Consider the following 26,104-nt stretch of genomic DNA (forward strand, 5'->3'; position numbering starts at 1 on the left):
ATGCCGGTCGTCTACACGCCCGTCGTCGGCCGAGCCTGCCAGGAGTTCAGCCACATCATGCGGCGCCCACGCGGTCTGTGGATCACCCCCGACGACATCGACCGAATCCCGGCGATGCTCCGCAACGCGCGCCACGACGACGTGCGGCTGATCGTCGCGACGGACAACGAGCGCATCCTCGGGCTCGGCGACCTCGGCGCCGGCGGCATGGGCATCCCGGTCGGCAAGCTCGCACTGTACACGGCGGGGGCCGGCATCCATCCCTCGTTGACGCTGCCGGTCTCGCTCGACGTCGGCACGGACAACGACAGGCTGCTCGGCGACCCGCTCTACCTGGGCTGGCGACGATCACGGCTGCGCGGAGCCGTACGACCGATTCATCGAGGCGTTCGTCGAGGCCGTTCTCGAGGTCTTCCCGCACGCGCTGCTCCAATGGGAGGACTTCAAGCAACACAACGCGATCCGGTTGCTCGACCGCTATCGCCACCGCATCACGAGCTTCAACGACGACATCCAGGGAACCTCGAGCGTCGTGGTCGCGGGCATCCTGAGTGCCCTGCGCCTGCTCGATGAGCGGATGGTCGATCAGCGCTTCGTGTTCGTCGGGGCCGGGGCAGCGGGCATGGGCATCGCCCGCCTCGTGGGCATGGCGATGCGTCGGGAGGGCGCCGACGACGACACGGTCCGCCCCGCGATCGCGATGCTCGACTCGAAGGGATTGACCTTCGATGCGCGTGACCCCCTCGACGACGACAAGCGGGAGTTCGCGCTCGGCGCCGACTCGCTCTCGTTCTACGGGTTGGACGACGGTGGTCCTGCCGCGCGCTACGGGCTCGAAACCGTCGTACGCCACGTTCGACCGACGGTGTTGATCGGCACCAGCGGGACCCCGGGGACGTTCACGGAGCCCGCGATCCGCGCGATGGCCGAGCACGCTCGCATCCCCGTGATCCTGCCACTGTCGAATCCCACGTCGAAGACCGAGGTCGAGCCGGCGAAGGCGATCGAGTGGACCGACGGACGCGCGCTGGTGGCGACCGGCAGCCCCTTCGACGCCGTCGAGCACGACGGCCGGACGAGGATGATCGGCCAGGCGAACAACGCGTTCGTCTTCCCCGGCGTGGGGCTCGGCGCGATCGTGAGCGAGACCCGTGAGGTGGCCGACGAGATGTTCCTCGCCGCGGCCGACGAGCTGGCGAGGTGCGTCGACCACGATCGGCTCGCACGCGGTTCGCTCTACCCGTCGCCGTCGTCGTTGCGGACGGTCTCCCGCTGCATCGCGATCCGCGTGGCCCGGGAGGCGCGCGACCTCGGCCTCGGCCGGAGCCTCGACGACGACGAGATCGAGCGCGCGGTCGACGCCGCGATCTGGGAACCCGTGTATCCACTCACGGATCGCTGAGGACGTGTTCGCGGAGAGAGAGGGCGTGGATGCAGAGGCGCACCTTCATCACCGGTGCCGCCCTCTTCGTGCTCGGCGCATGTACGAACGGAGGCCGGGTCGCGGGCTCGTCGAGCACGGCGCCGTCAAGGCCGTTCCCACCTCCCCGGCGATCGCCGGGCATCGGGCTCGACGGAGCACTCGATCGGCGCCGCTCGATCCGCTCCTTCACCGACGAGTCGCTCGGCGAGGAGGCGATCGCTCACCTGCTCTGGGCCGCGCAGGGCGTCACCGCCTCATGGGGCGGCCGGACCGCGCCGTCGGCCGGTGCCCGATATCCGATCGAGGTCTCCGTGGCGACCGGCGAGGGCCTCCATCGGTACGTGCCCGATGAAGGCCGGACGGTGGTGCTCACCTCGGAGGATCGGCGCCCCCTCATCGCGAACGCCACAGGCGGGCTGGATGCTGCGCTCCAGGCACCCGCCCTCTTCGTGATCAGCGGGATCGTCGCTCGAACCGCCGAGAAGTACGGGGACCGGGCTGAACGATACGTCCAGATGGAAGCCGGACACATCTGTCAGAACATGCTGCTCGAGGCGACCGGGCTGGGCCTCGCCGCGGTGCCGGTCGGGGCCTTCTCCGACGACGATCTCCGGACCGCCCTCGGGGTCGGCGACGAGGAGCTGCCGCTCTACGTCGTGCCCGTCGGGCACCCCGCCGCGGAAGGATAGGGTCAGGTCGTGGATGCCGCTGGGTGGGACGACCGGTACGCGGAACGTGAGCTCGTGTGGTCGCTCGAACCCAACGTCTGGGTCGAGCAGCTCACCGCTGACCTGCCGCCGGGCCGGGCACTCGATCTCGCCGCTGGGGAGGGCCGGAACGCTCTGTGGCTCGCCGAGCGCGGTTGGGACGTCACGGCGGTCGACTTCTCGAGCGTCGCCCTCGATCGCGCGCGGCGACTGGGCAGGGACCGCCTCGGTTCCGACGCGGGCAGCCTCACCATCGTCCGGGCGGACCTGCTCGAGTACGAACCTCCGGCAGCCGCCTACGAGCTGGTCCTGCTCGTGTACCTGCACCTTCGCGATCCCGAGCGTCGCCGCGTCGTCCGCGCGGCAGCCAGCGCCGTCGCGCCGTCCGGACGGCTCCTCGTGATCGGCCACGACCTCGGGAACATCGCCCACGGAACAGGGGGTCCACAGGATCCAGCGGTGCTCTACTCACCGGCTGACATCGAGGCGAACCTTCGGGGGACGGGGGTCGTGGTCGAGCGGGCTGAAACGATGACACGACCCGTGGAAACCGACGAGGGCACGGCCTGGGCGCTCGACACCGTGGTGCTCGCACGGACCGCTCAGCCCTCCCCGCTTCGCCGGTCGTCCTCGCCCAGTTCTTCGAACCGGGCGTAGGCAAGCCCCAGCGCGGCGGTGAACACCGCGATGAAGATCACACTGCCGATCGCGAAGAGCGTTCCGTCGGTGAGCGCCAACAACGGGATCACCCTCACGCCTTCCTCGGACTGAGCAGCGCGCCGAGCGCGAGGATCGACGGCACCCACAGACCCACGAACATCCCCAGCTCGCGGTCCGGGTCGCCGAACACGCCGAACCACAGCGCGACCGAGAGCAAGAACGATACGAACGCCGCCGCGAGGATGATCAAGATCGATGCTTTCGTGGTGAGTCTCATCTCTCTCCTTCGTCTTCCAACGACCGTGCTTCGGAACCCATGCTCTGCTGGACCGATCCCCCGCCGGTCGTGCATGGGTTCACGTCGGCCCGGGGTTCTCCCGACGACGGATCAGCGCGTAGGCTCGGCGGCATGCACCTGCGCGTGGAAGTACGGGGACCGGCGAGCGCCGAGGTCATGTGGTCGGCCTACGCCGACACCTCCCGGTGGTCCGGATGGGCTCCCCAGATCCGTCGGATCGACCCCGAGGGGCCGCTCGTCGAAGGCATGGAGGGCCAGGTTCACGGGCCCTGGGGGACGAACGCGCATTTCGAAGTGTCGCTGGTCGACCGAGCCGCAGGACGGTGGGCGTGGCGGGTGCATGCGGGCCCAGCCCACCTCGGGATCCATCACGAGGTGGCCGACGGCGTGACCGCCGTCGAGATCCAGGGCCCGGCACCGTTCGTGCTGGCATACGCCCCGGTGGCGAGACTCGCCCTCGAGCGACTCGCGCGCTCGACGCGGGACTGAAGGCGAGCGGTCGAACACGTGGGTCAATCACGTACTATCGGGGAACACCGCGCCGATCTCGAACGAGACCGCGCGCGCGACGAAGTCTCGCGATCCTTCGCACGCACCGCCCTCCTGGGCGTTCCCTGCGCAGAGGCGCCTGCCCTCGACGCGCACCGAACGACGACCAGGAGAGGAACACCGAACCGTGCCCACCACCACCGCAACAGCGAGATCCATCGACCCCGCGTCCGACCAGCCCACGTTCCGAGCGCTCGGCGTCTCGGAGCCCGTCTCGCAGGCGCTGCGCATGCGCGGCGTGGAACGTCCATTCGCGATCCAGTCGCTCGTGCTGCCCGACGCGCTCGCAGGACGTGACGTGCTGGCTCGCTCGCGCACCGGCTCGGGCAAGACGCTCGCTTTCGCCGTGCCGCTCGTCGAGCGTCTGCACCCGAGCGGGAAGAGCCCGACCGGCCTGATCCTGGCGCCCACCCGCGAGCTCGCGAGCCAGGTGACCGAGGAGTTCCGTGCGATCGCCGACGTGCGCCACCTGCAGGTGGCGTCGGTCTACGGGGGGGTCGGGATCGGACCGCAGGCCAAGCGGGCGCGCCACGCCGACATCGTGATCGCGACCCCGGGGCGTCTGCTCGATCTCGTGGCACGGAAGCTGCTGCGCCTCGACCGGGTGCGCGCCTGCGTACTCGACGAGGCCGACCGCATGCTGGACATGGGCTTCCTGCCGGACGTGACCCGCATCCTCGAGATGCTGCGTGCCGATCGCCAGACGATGCTGTTCTCCGCGACGCTCGATGGTGACGTCGGTCGCCTGGCGAAGCGCTTCACGCGCGACGCCGTGTTGCACGAGAACGGCGAGCCCGGTCCGAACATCAACCACGCCACGCATCGCTTCATCGCCGTCGAGCATCCGCAGAAGACCAGGGCGCTCGTTCGCGAGCTCGCCGCCGACCGGGGGCTCACGTTGATCTTCGTGCGCACCCAGCGCGGCGCCGATCGCCTCGCACGGAACCTCCGCAAGGAAGGCTTCAGCGCAGGGGAGCTGCACGGCGGCATGTCCCAGCCCCAGCGCGAGCGAGCGCTCGGGCGGTTCGCGAGCGGGGCCAACGACGTGCTCGTGGCGACCGACGTCGCCGCCCGAGGACTGGACCTCGAGGACATCACGCACGTGATCAACTTCGATGCGCCGGCGGACGACAAGGCGTACGTTCATCGGGTGGGCCGCACGGCGAGGGCCGGTCGCGGAGGCGAGGGCGTCACGTTCGTCACCCCCGATCAGCGGCTCGAGGTAGGTCGCATCGCGAAGCGGCTTGACCTGCACGCCGAGTTCGTGCAGGCGGGCCTCTCGAAGCCGACGCCCCACCGGGGCGGCAACGGACAGGGCCGTTCGCCGAAGGGAGGGAACACCCATCGACGTCGACAGGATCGAAGAGGCGCTCCGGCTGGTCGAGGCCGATCAGCTCGGTGAGGCCGCGAAGCAGCTCGGCCCGCTCGTGAAGGGCAAGCGGTTCACGCGACCGAGCCGCATGAACGCGGAAGCGGTCGAGGTCGACGAGGTCAAGGCGTGGCTTCGCGAAGCGATCGCCGACCCGTCGTCTCCCGATTCTCGCTTCATGGTGGAACGCGCTTACTACAAGCTGCGCACCCAGGCGCAGGCCTGACACCGGCTCGCGACCTCGGCGCGAGCCCTCCCCCCGGCGCCGTTTCGAGACCTTCGTTCGATGAACGGACGCCGAACAGCCGATGCGCCCCATCGGTCGGTCGGGCCACACTGCTGCCATGACCGACACGATCCCCACGTGCCAACATGTCGACCTGGCCCTCTTGATGCAGCAGATGATCCGTGAACGCGAGACGTCCGACGGCGCCGCGCCCGCCACGGTCGCGATCGGTGACCCGTGCGGGAAGCCTGCCATCGGAGCCATCGAGGCCGACGGTGTCAGACGCCATTTCTGCGCCGATCACGTGCTCAAGGAAAAGGTTCTGCGGGACTGACGGTCCACGCGAACCGTGCCGAAAGCCCGAAGCAGCGACGTCGGCGTTCGGCCACGCTGTCTTCGACGTCCGTCGAAGGGAGCCTGGCGATGTCCAAGATCGGCTGGTCGGTGGCTGTGGGCGCCGTCGGCGCGTTCGCAGCTGCCACCTATCTCGGCGCGACCTGGGGCAGCACGCCCGAGGAACGGCGACGGCGGCTCCCCAGCGACGATCTGGTGCCCGAACCCTCGTTCGCGACGAACCACGCGATCACGATGCGCGGTCGTGCCGACGCTGTGTGGCCATGGCTCGTGCAGGCAGGGTGGCACCGCGCCGGTTGGTACACGTACCGGTGGGTCGATCAGCTGCTGTTCCCGGCGAACGCCCCGAGCGCGACCGAGATCCTGCCCGAGTTCCAGGGTCTGGCGGTGGGCGACCACGTGCCGGACGGGCCCCCCGAGAGCGGGTGTTACTTCGTGGTCGAGCGGATGGAGGCTCCTCACCTGCTGGTGCTGCGATCGCACACGCATCTGCCACCGTGGCCGCGCGACGCTTGGCTCGACTGGGTATGGACCTGGTCGATCACCGACCTCGAAGATGATCGGGTGCGGGCACACCTGCGCACGCGAGGGGTGATGGGGCCTCCGTGGCTGGCCCTCGCCTACCGGGCAGCGCTCTGGACCGACTTCGTGATGGCCCGCAGCCACCTCCGGGGGCTCAGAGAACGCCTCGAGTCACGGGTTCCGGTCATGATGAACGAACGCCGCCGGGGCGCAGGAGCAACCCCGGCGGCGCCGTGATGGACGTCGGATCGTTCGCGATCACTCCTGTGGCGGCAGCACCACCCCGTCGATCACGTGGATCACGCCGTTCGACGTGAGGATATCGGTCGTGACGACGTCGACCTCGTTGCCCTGACCGTCGGTGATGCTGACGCCCGTGTCCGAGGCCTCGACCGTGAAGGTCGCTCCGTTGACCGTGGTGACCTCGCCCGACTCCACGTCGGCCGCCATGACCTCGGCGGGCACCACGTGGTAGGTGAGGATCGAGCTGAGGAGCTCCTCGTTCTTCGGCTTGAGTAGCGTTTCGAGCGTGCCCTCGGGCAGCGCCGCGAACGCCTCATCGGTCGGCGCGAAGACCGTGAACGGCCCTTCACCCGCGAGCGTCTCCCCCAGGCCGGCCGCCTCGACGGCGGCGAGCAGGGTCGAGAAGTCCTCGTTGCCGGCGACGACGTCGGTGATCGTCTCGGTCGTCTCGGCGGGTGCCGCGGACTCCGACGCATCCATCGCGTCCGTCGAGGACGTGTCGTCGCTGCTGCACGCTGCTCCAACGACGGAGAGGGATGCGACGACGGCGAGTGCCGTGATCAGCTTCCTGCTGCGCATCGGGTGACTCCTTCCTCGTATCGATCGATTCAGGCTCGCGGTCCTCCGCCGCCTGCTGTCGGGAGGCCTTCGGAACCCATGCGCGGGCGGACCACTTGCGGCGACCCCTGCATAGGTTCTTACCCGAGCGCTGCGCGCCGACGCACCCGCGACTACGCTGGCCCGGCATGGCGGACCTGGTGGAGATCGTCGAACTCCGGGTGCTGGACGGCCCGAACCTGTACTTCCCGCGGCCCGCCGTGAAGCTCACGCTCGCGGTGCCCGGATGGCTCCGGGCGACCGAGCCGCGGTTGGCACGCCTCGCCACCGAGATCGATCTCCCCGGCGCGGCCCGGCCGGGTGCCCGAGACAGCGAGCAACGTCGACGGTTCACGGCGCGCGCGGGGGCGCACGTCGTACGATCGCTCGCCAAGGCGTCGTCGGTGCGCCTCGCCGTGCGTGGCCGCGCGGGCCCGGGCGAAGACCGCATCGTCATCGCGTTCCCGTGGCGGCGACGTGACGTGGCCGAGGCGCTCGCCCGCCAGGTCGCCGCCGTGATGGGCGATCTGCTCGGCACCCGTCGATCGTTCGAACGCCTGGTCGCCGACGCCGCCGAAACCATCGCCGACGTCGAACCGGGGCCCGCTCCGACGGTGGCCGATCCCACGGTCCCGGTGATCGCGGTGACCGGCACGAACGGGAAGACGACCACCGTGCGCCTGCTCGCCCACATCGTGCGAACCGCCGGGTGCAGCGTGGCGTACTCCTCGACCGACGGCGTCTTCCACGACGGCGAGCTCGTCGAGGCAGGCGACTACTCGGGGTTCGGAGGCGCGCAGATGGCGCTGGGACAACCGGGCATCGACATGGCGATCCTCGAGACGGCCCGAGGAGGCATCCTGCTGCGCGGCATCGGCGTATTGCACAACGACGTCTCGGTCGTGACGAACATCTCCGCCGACCACCTCGGTCTGCACGGCGTCGACACGCTCGACCAGCTCGCCGAGGTCAAGGGCACGATCACGACGATCACGCGTCCCGAGGGGTGGCATGTGCTGAACGCCGACGATCCGCGCGTGCTCGCGATGCGTCGGCGGGCCGGGGGCCGCCCGTTCATGTGCTCGCTCCATCCGCGGCACCCGGCGTTGCGGGAGGCCCTCGCCGACGGGGGTCGAGCGCTCACGGTGCTCGATCGCAGCATCGCCGAGCTAGGGCGAGGCGGTTCGAGGAAGCTGGTCGAGCTCGAGCAGGTGCCGATGACGCTGGCGGGCATCGCGTCGCAGCACGCGCACAACGCGTTGTCTGCCTCGGCCGCCGCGCTCGCGATCGGGCTCCCGCGGAAGTCCGTGGTCGAGGGCCTGCGGACGTTCCTTCCCGACCCGGAGACCAACCCCGCCCGCGCCAACGTGTACACGCTGGGTGAGCGCATCGTCGTGATCGACTACGCCCACAACGAGGCGGGCATCGAGGGCCTCGCCGAGATCGCGCGGGGACTCTGCCCCGAGGGCGCCGAGACGTGGATCGCGTTCGGCACCGCCGGCGATCGCGATGACGCGATCCTGCACGGGCTCGGCTACCGAGCGGCCCGGGGCGTCGATCACGTCGTGATCGCGGAGCTCCAGCGCTACCTGCGGGGGCGCGAGGCGGGCGACCTCGTTCGCCGTCTGCGGGCGGGGGCGGTCGACGGCGGCGCGGCCGAGGTCCCCGCGATGCCCGACGAGATCTCGGCCCTCAGCTACATGCTCGATCGATCGGGAACCCGCGACGTGCTCGCGATCACCGTGCTCGCCCAGCGACCCGAGATGTTCTCGCTGCTCGACGGTGAGATGGGCGCCCGCCGTGCCGACCCGGAGACGGTCCGTCAGCTCGTCCGGCGGGCCCGACGGTCGGCGTGAGGAGCCGAGGCATGGAACCCGGCTCGAGCGGGGAAGCCTGAACCCATGCCGTCACGAGCCCCCTCCGCGGTCGAGGTCACGCGGCCCGACAAGCTGCTGTGGCCCGACCTGGGCATCACGAAGCAGCGCTACGTCGACTACCTCGGCGCCGTCGCGGCGCACGTGCTCCCATGGCTCCGGGATCGTCCCCTCACGCTCGTGCGTGGGCCCGACGGCGTGCGCGGACCCTCGTACTACCAGAAGCAGATCTCCGGCTACGCGCCGCCGTGGATCCGCCGGGTTCGTGTCCCGGCGCCGAGCGCTGGTCGGGATGTCGACCACGTCGTCTGCAACGACGCCGCCACGCTCGCCTGGCTGGGCAACCAGGCATCGCTCGAGCTGCACATGGCCCCCCTTCGCGCCGATATCCTCGACCGGCTCGACTTGCTCGTCGTCGACATCGACCCACCCGACGGCGCCTTCCATGCCGCGGTGGAAGTGGCACTGCTCGTGCTCGAAGCGCTCGATGAGCACGGTCTGGGCAGTGGGATCAAGACCACGGGGGGCAAGGGTTTGCACGTCGTCGTGCCGTTCGAACGACGCGTCGAGACGGTCGACCTGCGGCGGGCGGCCGCGACGCTGACGGCCGCGGTCACCAGCCGGCGGCCCGACCTTGCGACCGACGCGTTCCGCAAGTCCGACCGGGCGGGACGGGTCATGCTCGATCCCTCGCGCAACGGTCCGGGCGCGACGATCGTGGCGCCGTTCTCGCCCCGCGCCCGGCCAGAGGGCACCGTCTCCTTCCCGGTCGTCGCCGAGGACCTTCCCGACGTACACCCAGACATGTTCACGCTCACCACCGTGCCGGAACAGCTCGATGCCGCAGGACCTCGGCACTGGGGCTCCCTGCTCGAGCGTCGGCAGCGCCTGCCCGCCGCGTTGTTCGACCCCGGTCCCTGATCGCCGTGCTCACGAACGGAGAGATCGGCGAGCTGTTGTGGCGCGCCGGACAAGAGGAGTCGGGGCACCGACGCCGAGCATTGGAGCGAGCGTCACGTTCAGCGAGGTTCTGGCCCGAGGAGGCGGCCGATCTCGCCGGATCGGATCGATCCCTCACGGAGCTCCGAGCCGTCGGGCCCTGGGTCGCGCACATGATCCACACGTGGCTCGACGACCCGCCCGAGACGATCGAGCCCGAGCCACAACGGCGCGGGTTCCTCACGTATGCGGAGGTGCGCCGCGCGCTCGATGCCTCCCCCGATTGGGAAGGCCTCCCTCACGGCGACCTGCAGGTCCACAGCACCGACAGCGACGGCGCGCTTCCCCTGTCCGAGATGGGCGAGGCCGCGAGAGCACTCGGGCGCACGTTCATCGCGAGCACCGACCACTCGAAGAGCCTGCGGATCGCCCACGGCATGGACGAGACCCAGCTCGCCGCCCACAACGAGCTCGTCGACGCCTGCAACGCCGCCGCGGAAGACGCTGGCGATCCATTCCGCATCCTGCGGTCGATCGAGATGGACGTGCTCGTTGACGGATCGGGCGACATGGATCCGGCGGCCCTCGAAACGCTCGACGTCGTGCTCGGAGCCTTCCATACGAAGTTGCGGGAGACGACCGACATGACCGAGCGCTACCTCGCTGCCCTGCGCAATCCGACCGTCCATGTGCTCGCGCATCCCGTGGCCCGCATGTACGGCCGACGCGTCGGTTTGCGTGCGGACTGGCCCCACGTCTTCGAGGAAGCCGCCCGACTCGGAAAGGCGGTCGAGATCGACGCGACACCGGCTCGACAGGACCTGTGTGTGGAGCTCGCGCGCACGGCGGTCTCCTCGGGGGTCCGGTGGTTCTCGATCGGCAGCGACGCCCACACTGCGGGCGAGCTCGAGTTCCTGCCGTTCGGACTCGCGATCGCAGAGCTGGCCGGCGTTCCTCGCGACCGGGTGCTGAACTACCGCACCCCCGACGAGGTCGTCGCGTGGGGACGGGAGTTGCGTTCGACTCGCTGACCGGCGCTACCGCGCGGCCGACCGACGGTGCTCGATCTCGTCCCAGACTTCGGCGGCGCGGTCGACGCAGAGCACGACCAGGTCGCCCGGACGGCTGCGGTCGAGCGCGGAACGGCACGCGTCCAGCTCGTCGGTGATCAGCTCGGCCGAGCCGACGCGGGCGCCATGCGCGCGAGCCTCGTCGATGCCCTGCATCACGAGGGAGCCGGTCTCACCTCGGTCGCGGCCACGCGGGTGCACGTCCTCGCGGACGATCACCTCGTCGAAGTAGCGGGCCGCGACCCGGCCGAGCTCGCGCATATCCTCGTCGCGGCGGTCCCCGGCAGTGGCCACGACCGCGACACGCAGGTTGGCCGACCATGAGGGCTCACCCGGGTGGCTGGGCGGGGGCTCCGAGGTCATGCGCTCGACGAAGTCACCCACCATCTGCAGCCCGGCGGCGTTGTGCGCGTAGTCGAGCAGCACCGTGACGCCCCCGAGGTCCACGAGGTTCAAACGTCCCGGCGCCTGGAAGAAGTCGGTCGTGAACGTGCGCAGCCCGTGGCGGACGTCGTGCAGGTGCGCCCCCGAGACGTGACACGCCGCGACGGCGGCAAGCAGGTTCTGCACGTTCATGCGTGCACGCCCGTCGAACGTGGCCGGGAACTGGTGCGTGTAGCCGACCGGCATCGTCCTCCGGCCGTCGCGCAATACGATCAGCTCCCCCTTGTCGTCGTGCTGGAGGACCACGGCCTTACGGCCGCGACGCACCCACCGCTCGATCAGCTCGTGGTCCTCGTGCAACGTGAACAGGATCACGTTCCCCGAGCAGTGCTTGCGCATCTCGAGCACGAGCTCGTCGTCGGCGTTCAACACCGCGAAGCCGTCACGCGGCACGGCTTCGACGATCACCCGCTTGACGGCGGCGAGCTGCTCGATCGTGTCGATCTCGCGCAGCCCGAGGTGATCGCCCGTCACGTTCAGCACGACCGCGACGTCGTTCCTGCCGTAGCCGAGGCCCTCGCGCAGGATGCCGCCCCGCGCCACCTCGAAGACCGCGAAGTCCACCCGCGGGTTCTGCAGCACGGTCTGGGCCGACCGAGGGCCGCTCGCGTCGACGCGCTTCGTGAGCCGGCCGTCGATGTAGATACCGTCGGTCGAGGTCAGTCCGACCTTGTGGCCCATGTTCTTCATCACGTGCGCGATCATGCGCACGGTCGTCGTCTTGCCGTTGGACCCGGTCACGGCCACGATCGGGATGCGAGAAGGCGAGCCCGCCGGGAACAGCAGGTCGATCACGGGACGCGCGACGTACTGCGGCTCGCCCTCGGTCGGGTGGGTGTGCATCCGGAAGCCGGGCGCCGCATTGACCTCGACGATCGCGCCGCCCGCCTCGCGGACCGGCACCGTGATGTCGGGCGCGATGAAGTCGATGCCGGCGACGTCGAGGCCGACGACGCGAGCGGCCTCCTCGGCGATCTCCACGTTGTCCTCGTGGGCTTCCCATGTGCGGTCGATCGCGCTCCCACCCGTCGACATGTTGCCGGTCGCCGCGAGCAGCACCATCACGTCGGTGTCGGGAATCCCGTCGAGCTCCTGGCCCTGCGAACGCACCAGTGCCTCGGCGACCTCGTCGATCTTGATGCGTGTGAGCACCTTCTCGTGGCCGATGCCACGACGCGGATCGGTGTTCGCGGCGGCCACCAGTTCGCGCACCGTGTGCTTCCCGTCGCCGACGACGTGCGCCGGGACGCGTTCGGCGACCGCGACCATGTGCCCGCCGATCACGAGCAGCCGGTAGTCGCGTCCGCTCACCATGCCCTCGACGACGACCCAGCCACGGCGGCTCTCCTTCAGGGCTCGCGTGAACGCGCCCCGCACGGCTCGCACCGACGTGAGGTCGAGACCGACCCCGCGGCCGTGGTTGCCGTCGAGCGGCTTCACCACGACCGGGAATCCGATGCGCTTGGCTGCCTCGACGGCCTCGTCGGCGGTGCGCACGATCTTCCCCGGCGGCACGGGCAGCCCCGCCGACTCGAGCAGCTGCCGGGTGAGCTGCTTGTCCCCCGCGATGTCGACCGCGAGGGCCGAGGTCTTGGAGGTCATCGTGGCGCGGATGCGCTGTTGGTATTTCCCCTGGCCGAGCTGCACGAGCGACTGGTCGTTGAGCCGGATGTACGGCACGTCGCGGCTCGCGGCCTCGTCGAGGATCGCCTGGGTCGAGGGACCGAACGCACGGCGCTCGGCGAGCAGGATCAGCCGCTCGAGCTCCTGCTCGAACTCGAAGCCCTTCTCGGGCTTCACCAGGTGGTTGACGAGACGGACCGCGAAGCGGCCGGCGGCCAGGCCGACCTGCTCCTCCCAGTATCCGAACGTCACGTTGTACTGACCTGGCGTGCCCGTGCCGCGGGTCTTGCCCCGGTAGACCTGCGCGCCGGACTCCCGCTGCAGCTCGATCGCGATGTGCTCGGCGACGTGTCCGGCCCACGTCCCTTCCTCGAGCCGCTCGCGGAACCCACCGGCGTGCCCGCGCGAGCACGAATGCTCGCCGACGCCCGGCAGCAGCTCGAGCAGCGTCTCGTTGAAGCCGGGGATCGTGTTCGAGGGCCAGTGCTCGAGGGAACCGAGATCGACGACGAGCCTGATCGCGGGGTCGTATGAGAAGTAGTTCGGGCCGCGGAAGACCTGCGCCTGCACGATCTGCAGGTCGGGCTTCGCAGGAGGCGTGGCCGCCGACGGGGGCTTCGCAGCCTTCTTCCTGGCGGACTTCGCCGGCTCCTCGGTCGTCGTCACTCCGAGGCCTCACGCTCGCTCGGCGCCTCGGCCTCGTCGTGGAACAGCGAACGCGCGCGCAGGTCGAACCAGAAGCCGGAGGGGATCGAGTGCAGTTGGGCGCCCGAGACCATCATCGGGCGACGCCCTCGCAGTCGGTACGCGTCGGTCTCCATGTGGGAACCGTCGACGACGGTGACGGCACCGCGACCGATCACCTCCATCGCCTGGTTCGAGTGCACGATCGCGCAGGTGTCCTCGTCGAGGCCGAGGCCGATCAGCGACGGTGATTGGGCGATCGCGGAGAGCAGCCTCCCGAGCCGCGTGCGCTGCTCGAAGTGCTGGTCGACGATCGTGCCCTCGACGAGGCCGAGGCCGGCGGCCGTCTGCACGTGCCCATGGCGAGGCGTCGCGCCCGGCTGCCCGAACGCCATCATGTGTGACGCGAGGGCGCTGGCGCCCGCCGAGGTCCCCGCGATCACGGCCCCCCGGTCGTGTGCCAGGTGCAGGCCCTGGTGCAGCCGGGTTCCCGCCACGATCGAGGTGAGGCGCAGTTGGTTCCCGCCCGTGAGGAACACGCCCGTCGCGTCGGCGAGCTGAGCGGCGGCTTGGGGTTGGTCGGCCTGCGAACGCTCCTGGGGACGGAGTCCGGTGACGTTCGCGACACCGAGCTCGAGGAACAGCCCCTCGTACAGCTGGAGTGCCTGCTCGCTGATCTCGGAGGCGGTCGCGACGATCGCGATGCTGGCCTCGGGCCCCCCGGCGAGCTTCACGAATCGCTTGAGGATCTGTCTGCCTCGGAGCTTGTCCTCGGCGCCACCGATCAACATGATCGGGCCCGCCCCCCCGAAGGCCGGCGCGAGGTTCGGACGACGACTCTCTGACATCGGCCAAGTCTAGACCCGGGAGGCGAGCATCAGAGCAGGCCGAGGATGCCATCGTTCGGATCAGATGGGAAGGTTGCGCTCGTCGCGACTCGACAAGGACCTCCGTGTTCCATCGCAGGTCCCACTACGGAGGTCCCTGCCTAGTCGCCGTGACCGACTCGGCCAGGCATGGCGCTGGTCGACCACAGCGCCCACGCGATCAGCAGCGGCTGGAACACGAGCCGACCCCACCGTTCCGAGTCGGTGTCCAGTCCGAACGCATCGACACCCGAGACCGCCTGGGAGATGTTCCCGACGAACACGGCCAGCAGGAAGACGGCCAGGAGCCACCCGACCTTCCGACGCGGACCTCCCTCGGGGGCGAGCGCGAGCGCCACGCCGAGAGCGATCTCCATCACCCCCGTGACCCAGACGATCGCGGTCGGCCACGGAACCCACGACGGCACGAGTAGGAGGAACGAGTCGAGCGCCGCGAAGTGTGTGACGCCCGCGATCACCATCAACACCGCCAGCATCCACCGTGCGACCGCCCTCACCGCCGACCTCGAGCGCTCAGACCGAGTGCGCGTTGCGCGAGCTTCACCCGGGCTTGAAGTCCGGGCGTCCGTCGTCGGGGGTCGAGACGACCACGGGTTTCGCGCCGGTGAGCTCCGCGAGCCCCGAGGCCACCCGGTTGAAGCCGTCCCGGTCCCAGGCGCCCACCGCCTCCACCACCCGTCCGTCCTCACCGACGAGGTAGAGCGTCGGCACCGACTCCACCCCGTAGGCGTCGGAGACGGGGTACGGCGGCGCGTCCTCGACCGAGGCGATGCCCATCTCGTACTCCTGGGTGAACCGAACGAGGTCGGGCTCGGGATCCTGCCCGATGCCGACGACACGTCCGGGAAACGTTCGCTCGAAGTGCCGCATCGTCGGCGCTGCCAACTGGCAGGTCGGACACGTGACCTTGTAGAAGAAGAGCCCCACCGGGCCGTCGTCGAACTCGACCCCCGGAACCTCGGGCGCCACGTCACCGACCTGCAACGGACTCATCACATCAGCCTACGGCGCAGGCACGTTGTCGGACACGATGGCTCGGCGGACGGATATCCTCTCGACATCCGAGGAAGGCGGCGATCGACCGGTGCGACAGGTCTGGCTCTTGCGTCATGCCAAGTCGAGCTGGGACGATCCGAGCCTCCCCGACGAGGACCGGCCGCTGGCCCCCCGAGGGAAACGCGACGCCTCGACGGTAGCCTCCTACCTCGCATCGGTCGATCCTCCACGGCTCGTGTTGTGCTCGTCCGGCCTCCGGGCACGTCAAACGCTCGCCGCAGTGCTCCCCGCCCTCGGCTTCCCACTCCAGGTCGCCATCGAGCCCCGGCTCTACACCTTCGAATCGAGCGCGCTGATCGAGCGACTCCGTCGTCTGGACGACGCCAGTTCCTCGGTGATGCTCGTCGGTCACAACCCGGCGCTCGAGGAGTTGGCCCGATGGCTCAGCTCGGAGAATGAGCTGCGTGCACGGCTCGACACCAAGTTTCCGACGGCAGCCGTGGTCACGATCGCCCTTCCCGATGGACCGTGGACGTCGCTGAGTGAAGGCGTCGGCACGCTCACGCGCTTCGTCGTACCGAAGGACCTCGCGCCCGGAGACCGGCGCGACTGAGCGCGGAGGCCTTCCGCTTGTCGGGAGCGACGCTCGATGCAAGCCTGAGGACCAGACGCATCAGAGGGGACCGAGATGAGCATGACGCTCGAGAGCACCAGTGTCGCCGACGGAGCACCGATCGACGAGGTCTACGCGGTCGCCACGCCGACGACCGACGGGAGGGCCGAGATCGCGGGCGCCGACCGCAGCCCGCATCTTCGCTGGTCCGGCGAGCCCGAGGGCACTCGGTCGTTCGCGGTCTCCGTGGTCGACCCCGACGTGCCGGCCGACCGCACTCGCATGGGGGTCGAGGGCCTCGCGCTCGGTGACGACGAGCCTCGCGTCGAGTTCGCGCACTGGCTGGTGATCGACCTGCCGCCTGACGTCCACGAGTTGCCGGAGGGTGCGGGCGGCGACCACTTCGTCGCCCACGGCCGCGCGCCAGGACCCACCGCCGTCGGCGGCGTGCAGGGCGAGAACGGCTACCGAGGGCTCTTCGAGGGCGACGCCGATCTCGAGGGAACCTACGGCGGGTGGGACGGACCGTTCCCGCCCTGGAACGACGAGCACGTGCATCACTACGTCACGACGGTATACGCCCTCGACGTACAGAGCCTGGCACTCGATGCCGGGTACGACCTCGAGGCGTTCCGCCGTGCGATCGAGGGCCACGTGCTGTCGTCAGCCGAGATCGTGCCGACCTACACCCTCAACCCGGAGCTCCCCTGACATGGCCGAGACCGTCACGATCGAGGGCCAGCCCTACCTGAAGCGCAACCCGATCGGAGTGCTCGGCCTGTCGCTGATCACGCTCGGGATCTACTTCTTCTACTGGTACTACAAGGTGAACGACGAGCTCCGCCGCTTCGAACACGACGAGTCGATCAGCCCGACGCGATCGCTCATGGCGATGCTCTTCGGGTGGATCATCATCGTGCCGCCGTTCATCGCGATCTGGAACACGGCGAACCACATCCAGGCCGCGGAACGACGTGCCGGCGTGCTGCAGCAGATCGAACCCGTGCTCGTGCTCGTCTTCCAGATCGTCTTCGCGCTCGTGAACCCGCCCTACATGCAGGACCACATGAACCGGATCTGGGATGGGGCCTCGAGCGGTCCGGGGCTCCCCGCCGGGCCTCCCGGCGCTCTGCCACCACCGCCCACCGGCTGATCCACCCTCAGAGGGTCGCCGGGTCGGCGTCCGGGATGCGGTAGATGCCGCTGCGTCCGTTCTGACAGGAGAGGCGTTCGATGTACATCGTCGTCGACCCGCCGGACTCGTCGAGGGCGGAACGGGCAGGAACCGCCTGGCAGTGTCGCGCTGCCCAGCCACCGTTCGCTCATTCCGTAGGAACATCGAGGCATGGCTGCCGAACATCGCCCGGACCCCGTGATCGGCTGGCGCGTCTGGAACGTCTCCGACGACGGCGGCGGTCCGGTGCTCTTGCCCGCCGGCTCCGGCACCGACGAGTGGCCGACACGCCGTCCATTGGAGGCACGGTGCACCGTGCCACGCGTGCTCACCGGACGACGCCGTCGTCACCAGGCGCCCGACCTCGATTGTCGATGCGGTATCCACGCGAGCGATTCGCTCGACATCGTCGCTCGGGTGTGGCCGGCGTGGCCGCCGGCGCCGGTCGTCGGGAGGGTCGCCCTCTGGGGGTCGATCGTCGCCCACGAGCGGGGGTGGCGCGCCAGGTTCGCCTATCCCGACCGGCTCCGGCTCGTGTGCATCTGGTGCGCGTGGATCGAGCCGGGCCCGGGCGTGCCCTCCGTCGTCCACTCGTTCCGTGGGCGTCTCTACACGCTCTGCGAGGAACACGGGAGTGGCTTCGGCAAACCGGACGGGCGAGCGAGCACGCCGACCGGCGAGGATGCGAGTGCGTTGCAGGGACGGTTGCTCGAGGCCTACGCGGTCGATCTCCTGCCGGCTGAACCGCTCATGGGCCTGTACCAGAGACCCCCCGCTCCCGAGCCGCCGGGCTACTTCCCGGCGGTTCGGCTGATGCCGGCGGCGCGGGGCGACGACGACCGGGGACAGCGCTCGTAGGCGCGCCACCTGCACCGGCCTGGGCGTGGCGGTAGCGTGAGTCCATGGAAGGCCCGAGCGAGGTGCTCAGCTGCGATGGACTCCGTAAGACGTTCGGCGATCGTGTCGCCGTCGACGACGTCGGGTTCTCGATCGCGGCCGGAGAGACCTACGGGTTGCTCGGACCGAACGGCGCGGGGAAGACGACGACGATCTCGATGATCTGCGGTCTGCTCAACCGCGACGCCGGGCACGTGACCTTGCAGGGCAGAGCGCTCGACACCGACACGATCGACGTCAAGGCCGCGATCGGGTTCGTGCCGCAGGAGGTCGCGATCTACCCCGACCTCACGGCGCGAGAGAACCTGCGGTTCTTCGGCAAGCTCTACGATCTCTCGGGCCGCGAGCTCGACGCGCGGATCGATCGCATCCTCGACACGATCGGGCTCGCGGACCGGGGCGACGAGCGAACCGACGCGTTCTCCGGCGGCATGAAGCGACGGTTGAACATCGGTCTCGGCATGCTGAACGACCCGATCCTGCTCGTGCTCGACGAGCCGACCGTCGGCGTCGACCCGCAGAGCCGCAACGCGATCCTCGACTCCGTGGAGACCCTCGCGAGCGAAGGCATGGCGGTGCTGTACACCACCCACTACATGGAGGAAGCCGAACGCCTCTGCGATCGCGTGGGCATCCTCGACGAAGGGACGGTGAGGGCCGAGGGCACGCGGCGTGAGCTGATCTCGCTGGTCGGGGAGCACGACCGGATCCGGATCGAGGCACACGGCGATCTCCTCGCAGCCGCCGCGGCGGCGACCGCCGTCGCCGGGGTCGAGGAGGCCGTGTCTCGGGACGGCGGGCTCGACCTCCTCGTCCGCGACGCGCGGGCATCGCTCGCCGACATCGTGCGCGCCGTCGACGAGACCGGCGCCGGCATCACGTCGATGGAGGTGCGCGAACCCAACCTCGAGGCGGTCTTCCTGCACCTCACCGGCAAGGCCCTGCGCGACGAGGGCTGAGGCGATGGGCGTCGCATGGACGATCGCGGCCAAGGACCTGCGCAGGCGCCTGCGCGATCGGACGGCCGTGCTCGTCGCCCTCGTGCTGCCGTTCGGGCTCGCGTACATCTTCAGCCTCACCCTCGGCGACGTAGAGAGCCAGGGCTTCGAGGCGACGTACGCGGTCGTGGACCGTGACACCGGTGGCCACCTGCCCTCGGAGTTCGAGGGTCTGCTCGAACGCCTCGACTTCGTGACGATGCGCGAGGCCGCGACCGAGGAAGCCGCCGAGACGCTCGCCGACGACGGCACGATCGACGCGGCCGTCGTGTTCCCATCGGGCTTCACCCGACAGGTGCAGGCGGGTCAGGGAGGGTCGATCACGGTGATCTCGGCTCCCGATGCCCAGATCGCCTCGCTCGTGGCCGAGTCGCTCGCGACCTCGTTCGCCTCGAACCTCGACGCCGTCGGGCTCTCGGTTGCCGTGGTTGCCGAGCCCGGTTCCCCACCGGACGATGCGCTCGTGGAGCGGGCCCAGACCGTCGCGCCCGCCGCCGAGATCCGCACCGCCGACGCGGACGACCGATCGGCGTCGCAGTCGTCGTTCTTCGCGATCGGCATGGCGGTGTTCTTCCTCTTCTTCGCAGTGGAGTTCGGGGTGCGTGGCCTGCTCGAGGAGCGCGAGGGAGGCACGCTCTCGCGTCTGCTGGTGGCTCCCATCTCCCCCAGCTCGGTGATCGGCGGGAAGGCTCTCGCGAGCTTCGCCGTCGGCCTCGTGAGCACGACCCTCCTGGTGGCCGCGACCACGTGGTTGCTCGACGCCAGGTGGGGCGATCCGCTCGGGGTCGCCATGCTCGTGCTCGGCGGCGTGCTCGCCGCGGTCGGCGTGACCGCGCTGGTCGCCACCCTCGCCACGACCACGGCTCAGGCTGGCGCCTACGTCTCGATCGTCGCCGTGGTCGGCGGCCTGCTCGGAGGTACCTTCTTCCCGATCTCGCAGGCAGGCGTCCTCGGCACGATCCGCTTCCTGTCACCGCAGGGGTGGTTGATGGAAGGCTTCCAGGAGCTCGCGTACGGCGGCACCGTGGCCGACATCACCCGGCCGCTGCTCGGCGTGTTCGCGATCGCTGCGGCGACGGGATCGATCGCGTGGGTGCGCTCCCAGCGGATGGTGGCGAGATGAACCTGCGGAAGGCGCTGGCGATCGCCGGGGTGAACCTCCGTCGGCTCACCCGCGACAAGACCGGCGCGTTCTTCGTGTTCGTGTTCCCGTTCCTGATCATCCTGGCGATCGGGGCCGCGTTCGGGTCCGGGTTCACCCCGAAGGTGGGCACCGTCTCCGCGGGGTCGGGGGCGCTCGGCCACGACCTGCGAGCCAGGCTCGAGGCGACCGAGGGCATCGACGTGCAGGCATACGGCGATGTCGACTCGCTGCGGACGGCCGTGGAACGGGGCCTGATCGAGGGCGGCATCGTGATCCCCCCCGGGTACGACGACCGAATCCGCCAGGGCGAGACGGTGCCGATCGAGGCGATCACCCGGCCGACGGGTTCCGGGCAGGAGCTCGAGACGACCGTGAGCGGCGTCATCGACGAACAGAGCGTGCGGATCAGGGCCGCCCGGTTCGCGGTCGCCGAGGGCGCAGCGGCGAGCTTCGACGAGGGCCTGGCGCGCGCCGACGCCGCCGCCGAGGGGCTCCCGGGCATCGCGGTGACCACTCGGACCGCCGGTGCGACCACGGCCGGCACCTTCGATACGGGTGCGGCGCAGGAACTGATCCTGTTCATGTTCCTGACGTCGCTGTCCGCCTCGGCGATGTTGATCGAGACACGTCGGTTCGGGGTGAGTACCCGCATGCTCGCCTCCCCCACCTCGGTGCGCACGATCCTGGTCGGGGAGGCGCTGGGTCGCTACGCGATCGCCTTGGTCCAGGGACTGCTGATCGTGATCGGCACGGTGCTGCTGTTCCGCGTCGACTGGGGGAACCCAGTGACGACGATGCTCGTCGTGCTGTTGTTCGGTCTCGCGGCCACCGGCGCGGCGATGGTGATGGGATCGGTGCTGCAGAACGCGTCGCAGGCCGGAGCGATGGGCGTGTTCCTCGGGCTCGTGCTCGCGGCGCTCGGCGGCTGCATGGTGCCGCTCGAGATCTTCCCGCCGCTGATGTATCGCATCGCCCACCTCTTCCCACACGCCTGGGCGATCGAGGCCCTCAACGACTCGATCGCCGTCGGTGCCGCACCGTCGCAGGTCGCGACCGACCTATGGGTGCTGGCCGCCTACGCGATCGCGCTGCTGGCGGTCGCGACGGTGCTGCTGCGTCGCACGCTGACCGTGCGCGGCTAGGAAGCACGCTGCGCGGCGAGGACGCACGCTGACCGTGCGCGGCGAGGAAGCCGCTGACCGTGCGCGGCTCCGGAGGCAGCACTACGATGCGATCACGACCGATGAGCGAGGGAGCCGAACGCCGATGACGACCGTGAAGGCCGCGTTGCTGCAGACCGATTGGACGGGCGACCAGGCGACGATGACCGACAAGCACGAGGACGCGGCCCGCGAGGCGGCGAGCCAGGGTGCCCAGGTGATGTGCTTCCAGGAGCTGTTCTACGGGCCTTACTTCTGTCAGGTGCAGGACGCCGAGTACTACAGCTACACCGAACCGATCCCCGACGGACCGACCACGAAGCGGTTCCAGAGCGTCGCGAAGGAGCTCGGCATGGTGCTCGTGCTGCCGATGTACGAGGTCGTGCAACCCGGGCTGTACCACAACACCGCGGCCGTGATCGACGCCGACGGCACCTACCTCGGCAAGTACCGCAAGCAGCACATCCCCCAGGTGCAGGGCTTCTGGGAGAAGTTCTACTTCGCGCCCGGCAGCGGTGGGTACCCGGTCTTCGAGACGGCCGTCGGCAAGGTCGGCGTCTACATCTGCTACGACCGTCACTTCCCCGAAGGCTGGCGCGTGCTGGGCCTGAACGGGGCCGAGATCGTCTTCAACCCGAGCGCCACGCACCGCGGGCTGAGCGAGTACATCTGGCGGCTCGAACAACCCGCCGCCGCCGTGGCGAACATGTACTTCGTCGGCGCGATCAACCGCGTCGGTATCGAGCCCCTGGGCGACAACGACTTCTACGGCCAGAGCTACTTCGTCGATCCCGAAGGCAAGTTCGTCGGCGAGGTCGGCGATGCGTACAAGCCGGAGCTGATCGTGCGGGACCTCGACCTCGGCAAGATCCGCGAGGTGCGAGACCGGTGGGCGTTCTACCGTGACCGGCGCCCCGACGCCTACGACGAGATCGTCGCCCGGTGAGGGGAGACCGATGGCACACACGCTGATCCTGAACGGGGAGGTGGTCTCCCCGACCGGCACCGTCGCCGCCGACGTGTTGATCGACGGGGAGACGATCGCCGCCGTCGGCGCGCCAGGGTTCTTCACCGAGGCCGCGCCGACCGCCGAGAAGGTGATCGATGCCGGCGGGAAGTACGTGATCCCCGGCGGAATCGACGTGCACACCCATATGGAGCTGCCGTTCGGCGGCACGTTCGCCTCCGACACGTTCGAGACCGGCACCGTGGCCGCCGCGTGGGGCGGCACGACCACGATCATCGACTTCGCGGTGCAGCGCGCCGGCGAGAGCGTGCAGGAGGGCCTCGCCGAATGGCAGCGCAAGGCCGAGGGCCGGTGCGCGATCGACTACGGGTTCCACCAGATCATCGGCGGGGTCGACGACGAGTCGCTGAAGGCGATGCGGTACCTCACCGAGCACGAGGGGGTCTCGAGCTTCAAGCTGTTCATGGCCTACCCGGGTGTCTTCTACAGCGACGACGGCCAGATCCTGCGCGCCATGCAGACCGCGAGCGAGTGCGGCGCGACGATCATGATGCACGCCGAGAACGGCATCGCGATCGACGTGTTGATCGCCCAGGCGCTCGCGCGCGGCGAGACCGACCCTCGTTACCACGCCGAGACGCGACCGTCCGACCTCGAGGCCGAGGCCACGCACCGCGCCATCGTGTTCGCGAAGGTGGCCGGCAACACGCCGCTCTACGTCGTGCACATGACGGCCGGCGACGCGCTGGAGGAGATCGCGGACGCCCGGCACGCGGGCCGCAACGTCTTCGCCGAGACCTGCCCGCAGTACCTGTGGCTCACCCTCGAGGAGACCCTGCAACGGCCCGGGTTCGAAGGCGCGAAGTGGGTCTGCTCGCCGCCGGTGCGGTCGCCGAACGACGAGCACCATCACCAGACGAGTCTCTGGCGCGGGCTCCGCATGAACGAGCTCGCGATCGTCTCGACCGACCACTGTCCGTTCTGCTTCAAGGACCAGAAAGAGCTCGGGCTCGGCGACTTCACGAAGATCCCGAACGGCGTGGGGAGCGTCGAGCACCGCATGGAACTCCTCTACCAGGGGGTCGTGACCGGCGAGCTCAGCGTGGAACGCTGGGTCGAGACGTGTTGCACGACACCGGCGCGCATGTTCGGCATGTACCCGCGCAAGGGCGTCGTCGCCCCGGGCGCCGACGCCGACGTGGTCGTGTGGGATCCGAACGGCCGCACCACGATCGGCATCGACGACAAGCACCACATGAACGTGGACTACTCCGCGTACGAGGGATTCGTGGTCGACGGCAAGGTCGACACCGTGCTCTCGCGCGGCTCGATCGTGATCGAGGACGACGCCTACGTCGGCCGAAGGGGACACGGCCGCTTCATCGAGCGAGAGCTGTCGCAGTACCTCGTGTGACGGAAGGGGCGAGCATGGACATCGGCGTGGTGTTGCAGACGACACCGCCGAGCGCGCGGATCGTCGACCTGGCGACGAGGGCCGAGACGTTCGGGTTCAGCCACGTGTGGACGTTCGACAGCCACATCCTCTGGCAGGAGCCGTTCCCGATCTACACGCAGATCCTGGCGAACACGCGCAACGTCACGGTGGGACCGATGGTCACGAACCCCCTCACGCGGGACTGGACCGTCACCGCCAGCCTGTTCGCGACCCTGAACGAGATGTTCGGCAACCGCACGGTGATCGGCATGGGCCGCGGCGACTCGGCCGTACGTGTGATCAACGGGAAGCCCTCGACGCTGGTGGCGCTCGCCCAGGCGGTACACGTGATCCGCGAGCTCGCGAACGGACGCGAGGTCGAGTACCGGGGCTCGACGCTCCGTTTCCCGTGGGCATCGAAGAGCCGCGCCGAGGTCTGGGTCGCCGGTTACGGGCCGAAGGCGCTGAAGCTCGTCGGAGAGGTCGGCGACGGGTTCATCCTGCAGCTCGCCGACCCCGACATCGCGGCGTGGACGATCGGCGCCGTGCGGCGGGCGGCCGAGGACGCTGGCCGCGACCCCGACGCCATCACGATCTGCGCCGCGGCCCCAGCCTACGTGGGTGACGACGTGCCCTACGCGCGCGACCAGTGCCGCTGGTTCGGTGGCATGGTCGGCAACCACGTGGCGGACATCGTGACCCGCTACGGCGAGTCATCCGATGTACCGAAGGCGCTCACCGACTACATCGCGGGGCGCGAGGGCTACGACTACAACCAGCACGGGAAGGCGGGCAACACGCACACGGCCTTCGTGAGCGACGAGATCGTCGATCGCTTCTGCGTGCTCGGACCGGTCGAGGACCACGTGGATCGGCTGCAGCAGCTGCGGGAGCTCGGCGTGGACCAGTTCGCGGTGTACCTGCAGCACGACGCGAAGGACGAGACCCTGCAGGCCTACGGCGAGAAGGTGATCCCGGCGATCGCCGAACAGGTGGTCGCGAAGTCCTGAGCACCCTCTATGCTCCGCGAACGACGACCCGCAGGACCCGAGAGGAGCGCGCCGTGGAAGACGAACTGCTGAACGCCGCAGAGGACGCGATCGACGACGCCGTCGAGGAGGCCACTGCCGCCGAGGTGCTGCACGCCGACGCGGTCGACAAGGCGGAGGCGGCCGCCGAGCTACGGGCCGCGGCGGAGGAGCTCGAGGCCGAGGCGATCGTCGAAGAGGCCGCCGCCGAGACGCTGGCCGAGGCGGCGGTCGAGGACATGGTCACGGCCGAGGCGATCGCGGAGGCGGCCGACGAGGAAGACGCCTGAAAGGCGAACGCTCCGCGGCTCCGACCGACGAGGTTCGTCGGTGCACCTGCCGATAGGCTGGTCGGAGCATGATCGCCGCGATCCCGTTCCGTACGTTCCCCCAGGTCTCCATCGGACCGTTGACGATCCGCACGTTCGGCGTGTTCGTCGCGCTCGGCATCCTCGTCGGCGTCGGCGTCTTCCTGCGGTACGCGCGCGAGCGCGATCTCGACGCCGACCTGCTCTCGCGGCTGGCGTGGTGGGTGATCGTGCTCGGCATCATCGGCTCGCGCCTGCTGTTCGTGGTCACGCACTGGAGCGAGTTCTCCGAGGATCCACTGTCGGCGTTCGCCGTCTGGCAGGGCGGCCTGCAGTTCTCCGGCGCGTTCCTGATCTCGATCGTCGTGATCGTCTGGTTCACGCGTCGACATCCGGAGATGCCGGGGCTCACCGTGAGCGACGGCATCGTCTACGGGCTCGCCCCTGGCCTCGCGATCGGCCGCCTCGGGTGCATGGCGGTCGGCGAACATCTCGGCACGGCGACGAGCTTCCCGCTCGCATGGAAGTACCTCGGCGGCGAGACCCGTGAGCCGATCGACGGTGGGGTCGGCGCGGTGATCCACAACACCGCGATGTACGAGTTGCTCCTGATGCTGCCGCTCATCGGCCTGCTGTGGTGGATGCAGCGCCGCGGCGTCGCGCCCGGATGGCTCACCGTGACGTTCCTGGTCTGGTACGGCACGCAGCGGTTCCTCACCGACTTCCTGCGAGCCTACGACGAGACCGTCGCCGGGCTCACCGGCGCGCAGTACCTCTGCATCGGCATGGTCGCGGGAGGTCTGCTGCTCGCGGGACGGCTGCGGAAGCGAGCGCACGAGCCCGAGCCGGTCCCTTCGGCCTGACGCACACGGTGCTCGACCTGATGCGTCGATCCCGGGGTCGCTCTATGCTGCG

At 69.6% G+C, this 26,104-nt stretch carries 29 protein-coding genes and 1 pseudogene; 23 read left to right on the forward strand and 7 right to left on the reverse strand.

All coding sequences use genetic code 11. The annotated features are described in order from the left end of the window. From maeA to VFI59_07135, 3 genes and pseudogenes are all read left to right on the forward strand, one after another. Window positions 1-1,402, forward strand: a pseudogene (gene maeA / locus VFI59_07125) (oxaloacetate-decarboxylating malate dehydrogenase). A 29-nt stretch (window positions 1,403-1,431) separates the two neighbouring features. Next, the gene (locus VFI59_07130) at window positions 1,432-2,112 is read left to right on the forward strand and encodes a SagB/ThcOx family dehydrogenase (GenBank protein HET6713464.1); all 681 of its coding nucleotides are present in this window, start codon (window positions 1,432-1,434) and stop codon (window positions 2,110-2,112) included. 9 nt (window positions 2,113-2,121) lie between these two features. Further along, on the forward strand, window positions 2,122-2,787 hold the full coding sequence (locus VFI59_07135) for a class I SAM-dependent methyltransferase (GenBank protein ID HET6713465.1): 666 nt from the start codon (window positions 2,122-2,124) through the stop codon (window positions 2,785-2,787). Here VFI59_07135 and VFI59_07140 read toward each other — a convergent pair. Next, window positions 2,733-2,885: a hypothetical protein gene (locus VFI59_07140; protein ID HET6713466.1), complete on the reverse strand. Its 153-nt coding sequence runs from the start codon at window positions 2,883-2,885 to the stop codon at window positions 2,733-2,735. The two genes, VFI59_07135 and VFI59_07140, sit on opposite strands and share 55 nt — an antisense overlap. Continuing rightward, window positions 2,882-3,067, reverse strand: coding sequence for a hypothetical protein (locus VFI59_07145; GenBank protein ID HET6713467.1), 186 nt, complete (start codon window positions 3,065-3,067; stop codon window positions 2,882-2,884). Before VFI59_07145 ends, VFI59_07140 begins: the two co-directional genes overlap by 4 nt. Window positions 3,068-3,199: 132 nt before the next feature. Here VFI59_07145 and VFI59_07150 point away from each other — a divergent pair, with 132 nt between their 5' ends. From VFI59_07150 to VFI59_07170, 5 genes are all read left to right on the forward strand, one after another. Beyond that, the gene (locus VFI59_07150; GenBank protein ID HET6713468.1) at window positions 3,200-3,577 is read left to right on the forward strand and encodes an SRPBCC family protein; all 378 of its coding nucleotides are present in this window, start codon (window positions 3,200-3,202) and stop codon (window positions 3,575-3,577) included. A 187-nt stretch (window positions 3,578-3,764) separates the two neighbouring features. Beyond that, a complete protein-coding gene (locus VFI59_07155) occupies window positions 3,765-5,039 on the forward strand; it encodes a DEAD/DEAH box helicase (GenBank protein ID HET6713469.1) in 1,275 nt (424 codons plus the stop codon). Window positions 5,040-5,064: 25 nt separating this feature from the next. After that, window positions 5,065-5,232, forward strand: a complete 168-nt coding sequence (locus VFI59_07160; GenBank protein ID HET6713470.1) for a hypothetical protein — start codon at window positions 5,065-5,067, stop codon at window positions 5,230-5,232. A 118-nt stretch (window positions 5,233-5,350) separates the two neighbouring features. Continuing rightward, the gene (locus VFI59_07165) at window positions 5,351-5,566 is read left to right on the forward strand and encodes a hypothetical protein (GenBank protein ID HET6713471.1); all 216 of its coding nucleotides are present in this window, start codon (window positions 5,351-5,353) and stop codon (window positions 5,564-5,566) included. Window positions 5,567-5,655: 89 nt separating this feature from the next. Further along, window positions 5,656-6,345: a hypothetical protein gene (locus tag VFI59_07170; GenBank protein HET6713472.1), complete on the forward strand. Its 690-nt coding sequence runs from the start codon at window positions 5,656-5,658 to the stop codon at window positions 6,343-6,345. Between the two features lie 21 nt (window positions 6,346-6,366). On the opposite strand, the gene VFI59_07175 is transcribed toward VFI59_07170, so the two are convergent. Beyond that, entirely contained in the window at window positions 6,367-6,930 is a 564-nt protein-coding gene (locus tag VFI59_07175) for a fasciclin domain-containing protein (protein HET6713473.1), read from the reverse strand. A gap of 167 nt (window positions 6,931-7,097) precedes the next feature. Between VFI59_07175 and VFI59_07180 the strand changes: the two genes are divergently transcribed. Genes VFI59_07180 through VFI59_07190 form a run of 3 tightly spaced genes read left to right on the forward strand, consistent with a single transcriptional unit; the run spans window position 7,098 to window position 10,792 of the window. Next, window positions 7,098-8,804, forward strand: a complete 1,707-nt coding sequence (locus tag VFI59_07180; GenBank protein ID HET6713474.1) for a Mur ligase family protein — start codon at window positions 7,098-7,100, stop codon at window positions 8,802-8,804. Window positions 8,805-8,849: 45 nt separating this feature from the next. Next, complete coding sequence (gene ligD / locus VFI59_07185) at window positions 8,850-9,743, forward strand: non-homologous end-joining DNA ligase (GenBank protein HET6713475.1); 894 nt, start codon at window positions 8,850-8,852, stop codon at window positions 9,741-9,743. Between the two features lie 5 nt (window positions 9,744-9,748). Further along, window positions 9,749-10,792 (forward strand): hypothetical protein, encoded by a 1,044-nt coding sequence (locus tag VFI59_07190; protein ID HET6713476.1) that lies wholly within the window; start codon window positions 9,749-9,751, stop codon window positions 10,790-10,792. 6 nt (window positions 10,793-10,798) lie between these two features. On the opposite strand, the gene cphA is transcribed toward VFI59_07190, so the two are convergent. From cphA to VFI59_07210, 4 genes are all read right to left on the reverse strand, one after another. Further along, complete coding sequence (gene cphA, locus VFI59_07195; protein ID HET6713477.1) at window positions 10,799-13,468, reverse strand: cyanophycin synthetase; 2,670 nt, start codon at window positions 13,466-13,468, stop codon at window positions 10,799-10,801. 92 nt (window positions 13,469-13,560) lie between these two features. Further along, window positions 13,561-14,430, reverse strand: coding sequence for a cyanophycinase (locus VFI59_07200; GenBank protein HET6713478.1), 870 nt, complete (start codon window positions 14,428-14,430; stop codon window positions 13,561-13,563). A 140-nt stretch (window positions 14,431-14,570) separates the two neighbouring features. Further along, window positions 14,571-14,966: a hypothetical protein gene (locus VFI59_07205; GenBank protein ID HET6713479.1), complete on the reverse strand. Its 396-nt coding sequence runs from the start codon at window positions 14,964-14,966 to the stop codon at window positions 14,571-14,573. 43 nt (window positions 14,967-15,009) lie between these two features. Next, entirely contained in the window at window positions 15,010-15,462 is a 453-nt protein-coding gene (locus VFI59_07210; protein HET6713480.1) for a redoxin domain-containing protein, read from the reverse strand. Window positions 15,463-15,553: 91 nt separating this feature from the next. Here VFI59_07210 and VFI59_07215 point away from each other — a divergent pair, with 91 nt between their 5' ends. From VFI59_07215 to VFI59_07270, 12 genes are all read left to right on the forward strand, one after another. Further along, a complete protein-coding gene (locus VFI59_07215) occupies window positions 15,554-16,078 on the forward strand; it encodes a histidine phosphatase family protein (GenBank protein ID HET6713481.1) in 525 nt (174 codons plus the stop codon). 75 nt (window positions 16,079-16,153) lie between these two features. Beyond that, window positions 16,154-16,789 (forward strand): YbhB/YbcL family Raf kinase inhibitor-like protein, encoded by a 636-nt coding sequence (locus tag VFI59_07220; protein ID HET6713482.1) that lies wholly within the window; start codon window positions 16,154-16,156, stop codon window positions 16,787-16,789. 1 nt (window position 16,790) lies between these two features. Next, window positions 16,791-17,231 carry a DUF4234 domain-containing protein gene (locus VFI59_07225; protein HET6713483.1) on the forward strand — a complete coding sequence of 147 codons (441 nt, stop codon included), beginning with the start codon at window positions 16,791-16,793 and terminating at the stop codon, window positions 17,229-17,231. A gap of 192 nt (window positions 17,232-17,423) precedes the next feature. After that, window positions 17,424-18,110, forward strand: a complete 687-nt coding sequence (locus tag VFI59_07230) for a hypothetical protein (protein HET6713484.1) — start codon at window positions 17,424-17,426, stop codon at window positions 18,108-18,110. A 44-nt stretch (window positions 18,111-18,154) separates the two neighbouring features. Further along, the gene (locus tag VFI59_07235; protein HET6713485.1) at window positions 18,155-19,108 is read left to right on the forward strand and encodes an ABC transporter ATP-binding protein; all 954 of its coding nucleotides are present in this window, start codon (window positions 18,155-18,157) and stop codon (window positions 19,106-19,108) included. Window positions 19,109-19,112: 4 nt separating this feature from the next. Beyond that, a complete protein-coding gene (locus VFI59_07240) occupies window positions 19,113-20,270 on the forward strand; it encodes an ABC transporter permease (GenBank protein HET6713486.1) in 1,158 nt (385 codons plus the stop codon). Next, on the forward strand, window positions 20,267-21,433 hold the full coding sequence (locus VFI59_07245) for an ABC transporter permease (protein HET6713487.1): 1,167 nt from the start codon (window positions 20,267-20,269) through the stop codon (window positions 21,431-21,433). Before VFI59_07240 ends, VFI59_07245 begins: the two co-directional genes overlap by 4 nt. A gap of 124 nt (window positions 21,434-21,557) precedes the next feature. Then, entirely contained in the window at window positions 21,558-22,397 is an 840-nt protein-coding gene (locus VFI59_07250; GenBank protein HET6713488.1) for a nitrilase-related carbon-nitrogen hydrolase, read from the forward strand. 10 nt (window positions 22,398-22,407) lie between these two features. Beyond that, the gene (gene hydA / locus VFI59_07255; protein HET6713489.1) at window positions 22,408-23,832 is read left to right on the forward strand and encodes a dihydropyrimidinase; all 1,425 of its coding nucleotides are present in this window, start codon (window positions 22,408-22,410) and stop codon (window positions 23,830-23,832) included. A 14-nt stretch (window positions 23,833-23,846) separates the two neighbouring features. Next, the gene (locus VFI59_07260) at window positions 23,847-24,863 is read left to right on the forward strand and encodes a TIGR03842 family LLM class F420-dependent oxidoreductase (protein HET6713490.1); all 1,017 of its coding nucleotides are present in this window, start codon (window positions 23,847-23,849) and stop codon (window positions 24,861-24,863) included. A gap of 53 nt (window positions 24,864-24,916) precedes the next feature. Continuing rightward, window positions 24,917-25,171 carry a hypothetical protein gene (locus VFI59_07265; protein ID HET6713491.1) on the forward strand — a complete coding sequence of 85 codons (255 nt, stop codon included), beginning with the start codon at window positions 24,917-24,919 and terminating at the stop codon, window positions 25,169-25,171. A 68-nt stretch (window positions 25,172-25,239) separates the two neighbouring features. Next, entirely contained in the window at window positions 25,240-26,052 is an 813-nt protein-coding gene (locus VFI59_07270) for a prolipoprotein diacylglyceryl transferase family protein (protein HET6713492.1), read from the forward strand. The last annotated feature ends 52 nt before the right edge of the window (window positions 26,053-26,104 follow it).

The sequence above is a fragment of the Actinomycetota bacterium genome (genome assembly GCA_035697485.1).
In the GTDB taxonomy this organism is placed as follows: Bacteria; Actinomycetota; UBA4738; order UBA4738; family HRBIN12; genus JAOUEA01.

Coding starts and splice junctions, on each gene's coding strand:
- VFI59_07240 (HET6713486.1), top strand. CDS start 19,113: ATGGGCGTCGCATGGACGATCGCGGCCAAGGACCTGCGCAGGCGCCTG.
- VFI59_07235 (HET6713485.1), top strand. CDS start 18,155: ATGGAAGGCCCGAGCGAGGTGCTCAGCTGCGATGGACTCCGTAAGACG.
- VFI59_07180 (HET6713474.1), top strand. CDS start 7,098: ATGGCGGACCTGGTGGAGATCGTCGAACTCCGGGTGCTGGACGGCCCG.
- VFI59_07130 (HET6713464.1), top strand. CDS start 1,432: ATGCAGAGGCGCACCTTCATCACCGGTGCCGCCCTCTTCGTGCTCGGC.
- VFI59_07170 (HET6713472.1), top strand. CDS start 5,656: ATGTCCAAGATCGGCTGGTCGGTGGCTGTGGGCGCCGTCGGCGCGTTC.
- VFI59_07250 (HET6713488.1), top strand. CDS start 21,558: ATGACGACCGTGAAGGCCGCGTTGCTGCAGACCGATTGGACGGGCGAC.
- VFI59_07245 (HET6713487.1), top strand. CDS start 20,267: ATGAACCTGCGGAAGGCGCTGGCGATCGCCGGGGTGAACCTCCGTCGG.
- VFI59_07175 (HET6713473.1), bottom strand. CDS start 6,930: ATGCGCAGCAGGAAGCTGATCACGGCACTCGCCGTCGTCGCATCCCTC.
- VFI59_07225 (HET6713483.1), top strand. CDS start 16,791: ATGGCCGAGACCGTCACGATCGAGGGCCAGCCCTACCTGAAGCGCAAC.
- VFI59_07145 (HET6713467.1), bottom strand. CDS start 3,067: ATGAGACTCACCACGAAAGCATCGATCTTGATCATCCTCGCGGCGGCG.
- VFI59_07270 (HET6713492.1), top strand. CDS start 25,240: ATGATCGCCGCGATCCCGTTCCGTACGTTCCCCCAGGTCTCCATCGGA.
- VFI59_07165 (HET6713471.1), top strand. CDS start 5,351: ATGACCGACACGATCCCCACGTGCCAACATGTCGACCTGGCCCTCTTG.
- VFI59_07230 (HET6713484.1), top strand. CDS start 17,424: ATGGCTGCCGAACATCGCCCGGACCCCGTGATCGGCTGGCGCGTCTGG.
- VFI59_07150 (HET6713468.1), top strand. CDS start 3,200: ATGCACCTGCGCGTGGAAGTACGGGGACCGGCGAGCGCCGAGGTCATG.
- VFI59_07220 (HET6713482.1), top strand. CDS start 16,154: ATGAGCATGACGCTCGAGAGCACCAGTGTCGCCGACGGAGCACCGATC.
- hydA (HET6713489.1), top strand. CDS start 22,408: ATGGCACACACGCTGATCCTGAACGGGGAGGTGGTCTCCCCGACCGGC.
- VFI59_07210 (HET6713480.1), bottom strand. CDS start 15,462: ATGAGTCCGTTGCAGGTCGGTGACGTGGCGCCCGAGGTTCCGGGGGTC.
- VFI59_07260 (HET6713490.1), top strand. CDS start 23,847: ATGGACATCGGCGTGGTGTTGCAGACGACACCGCCGAGCGCGCGGATC.
- VFI59_07200 (HET6713478.1), bottom strand. CDS start 14,430: ATGTCAGAGAGTCGTCGTCCGAACCTCGCGCCGGCCTTCGGGGGGGCG.
- ligD (HET6713475.1), top strand. CDS start 8,850: ATGCCGTCACGAGCCCCCTCCGCGGTCGAGGTCACGCGGCCCGACAAG.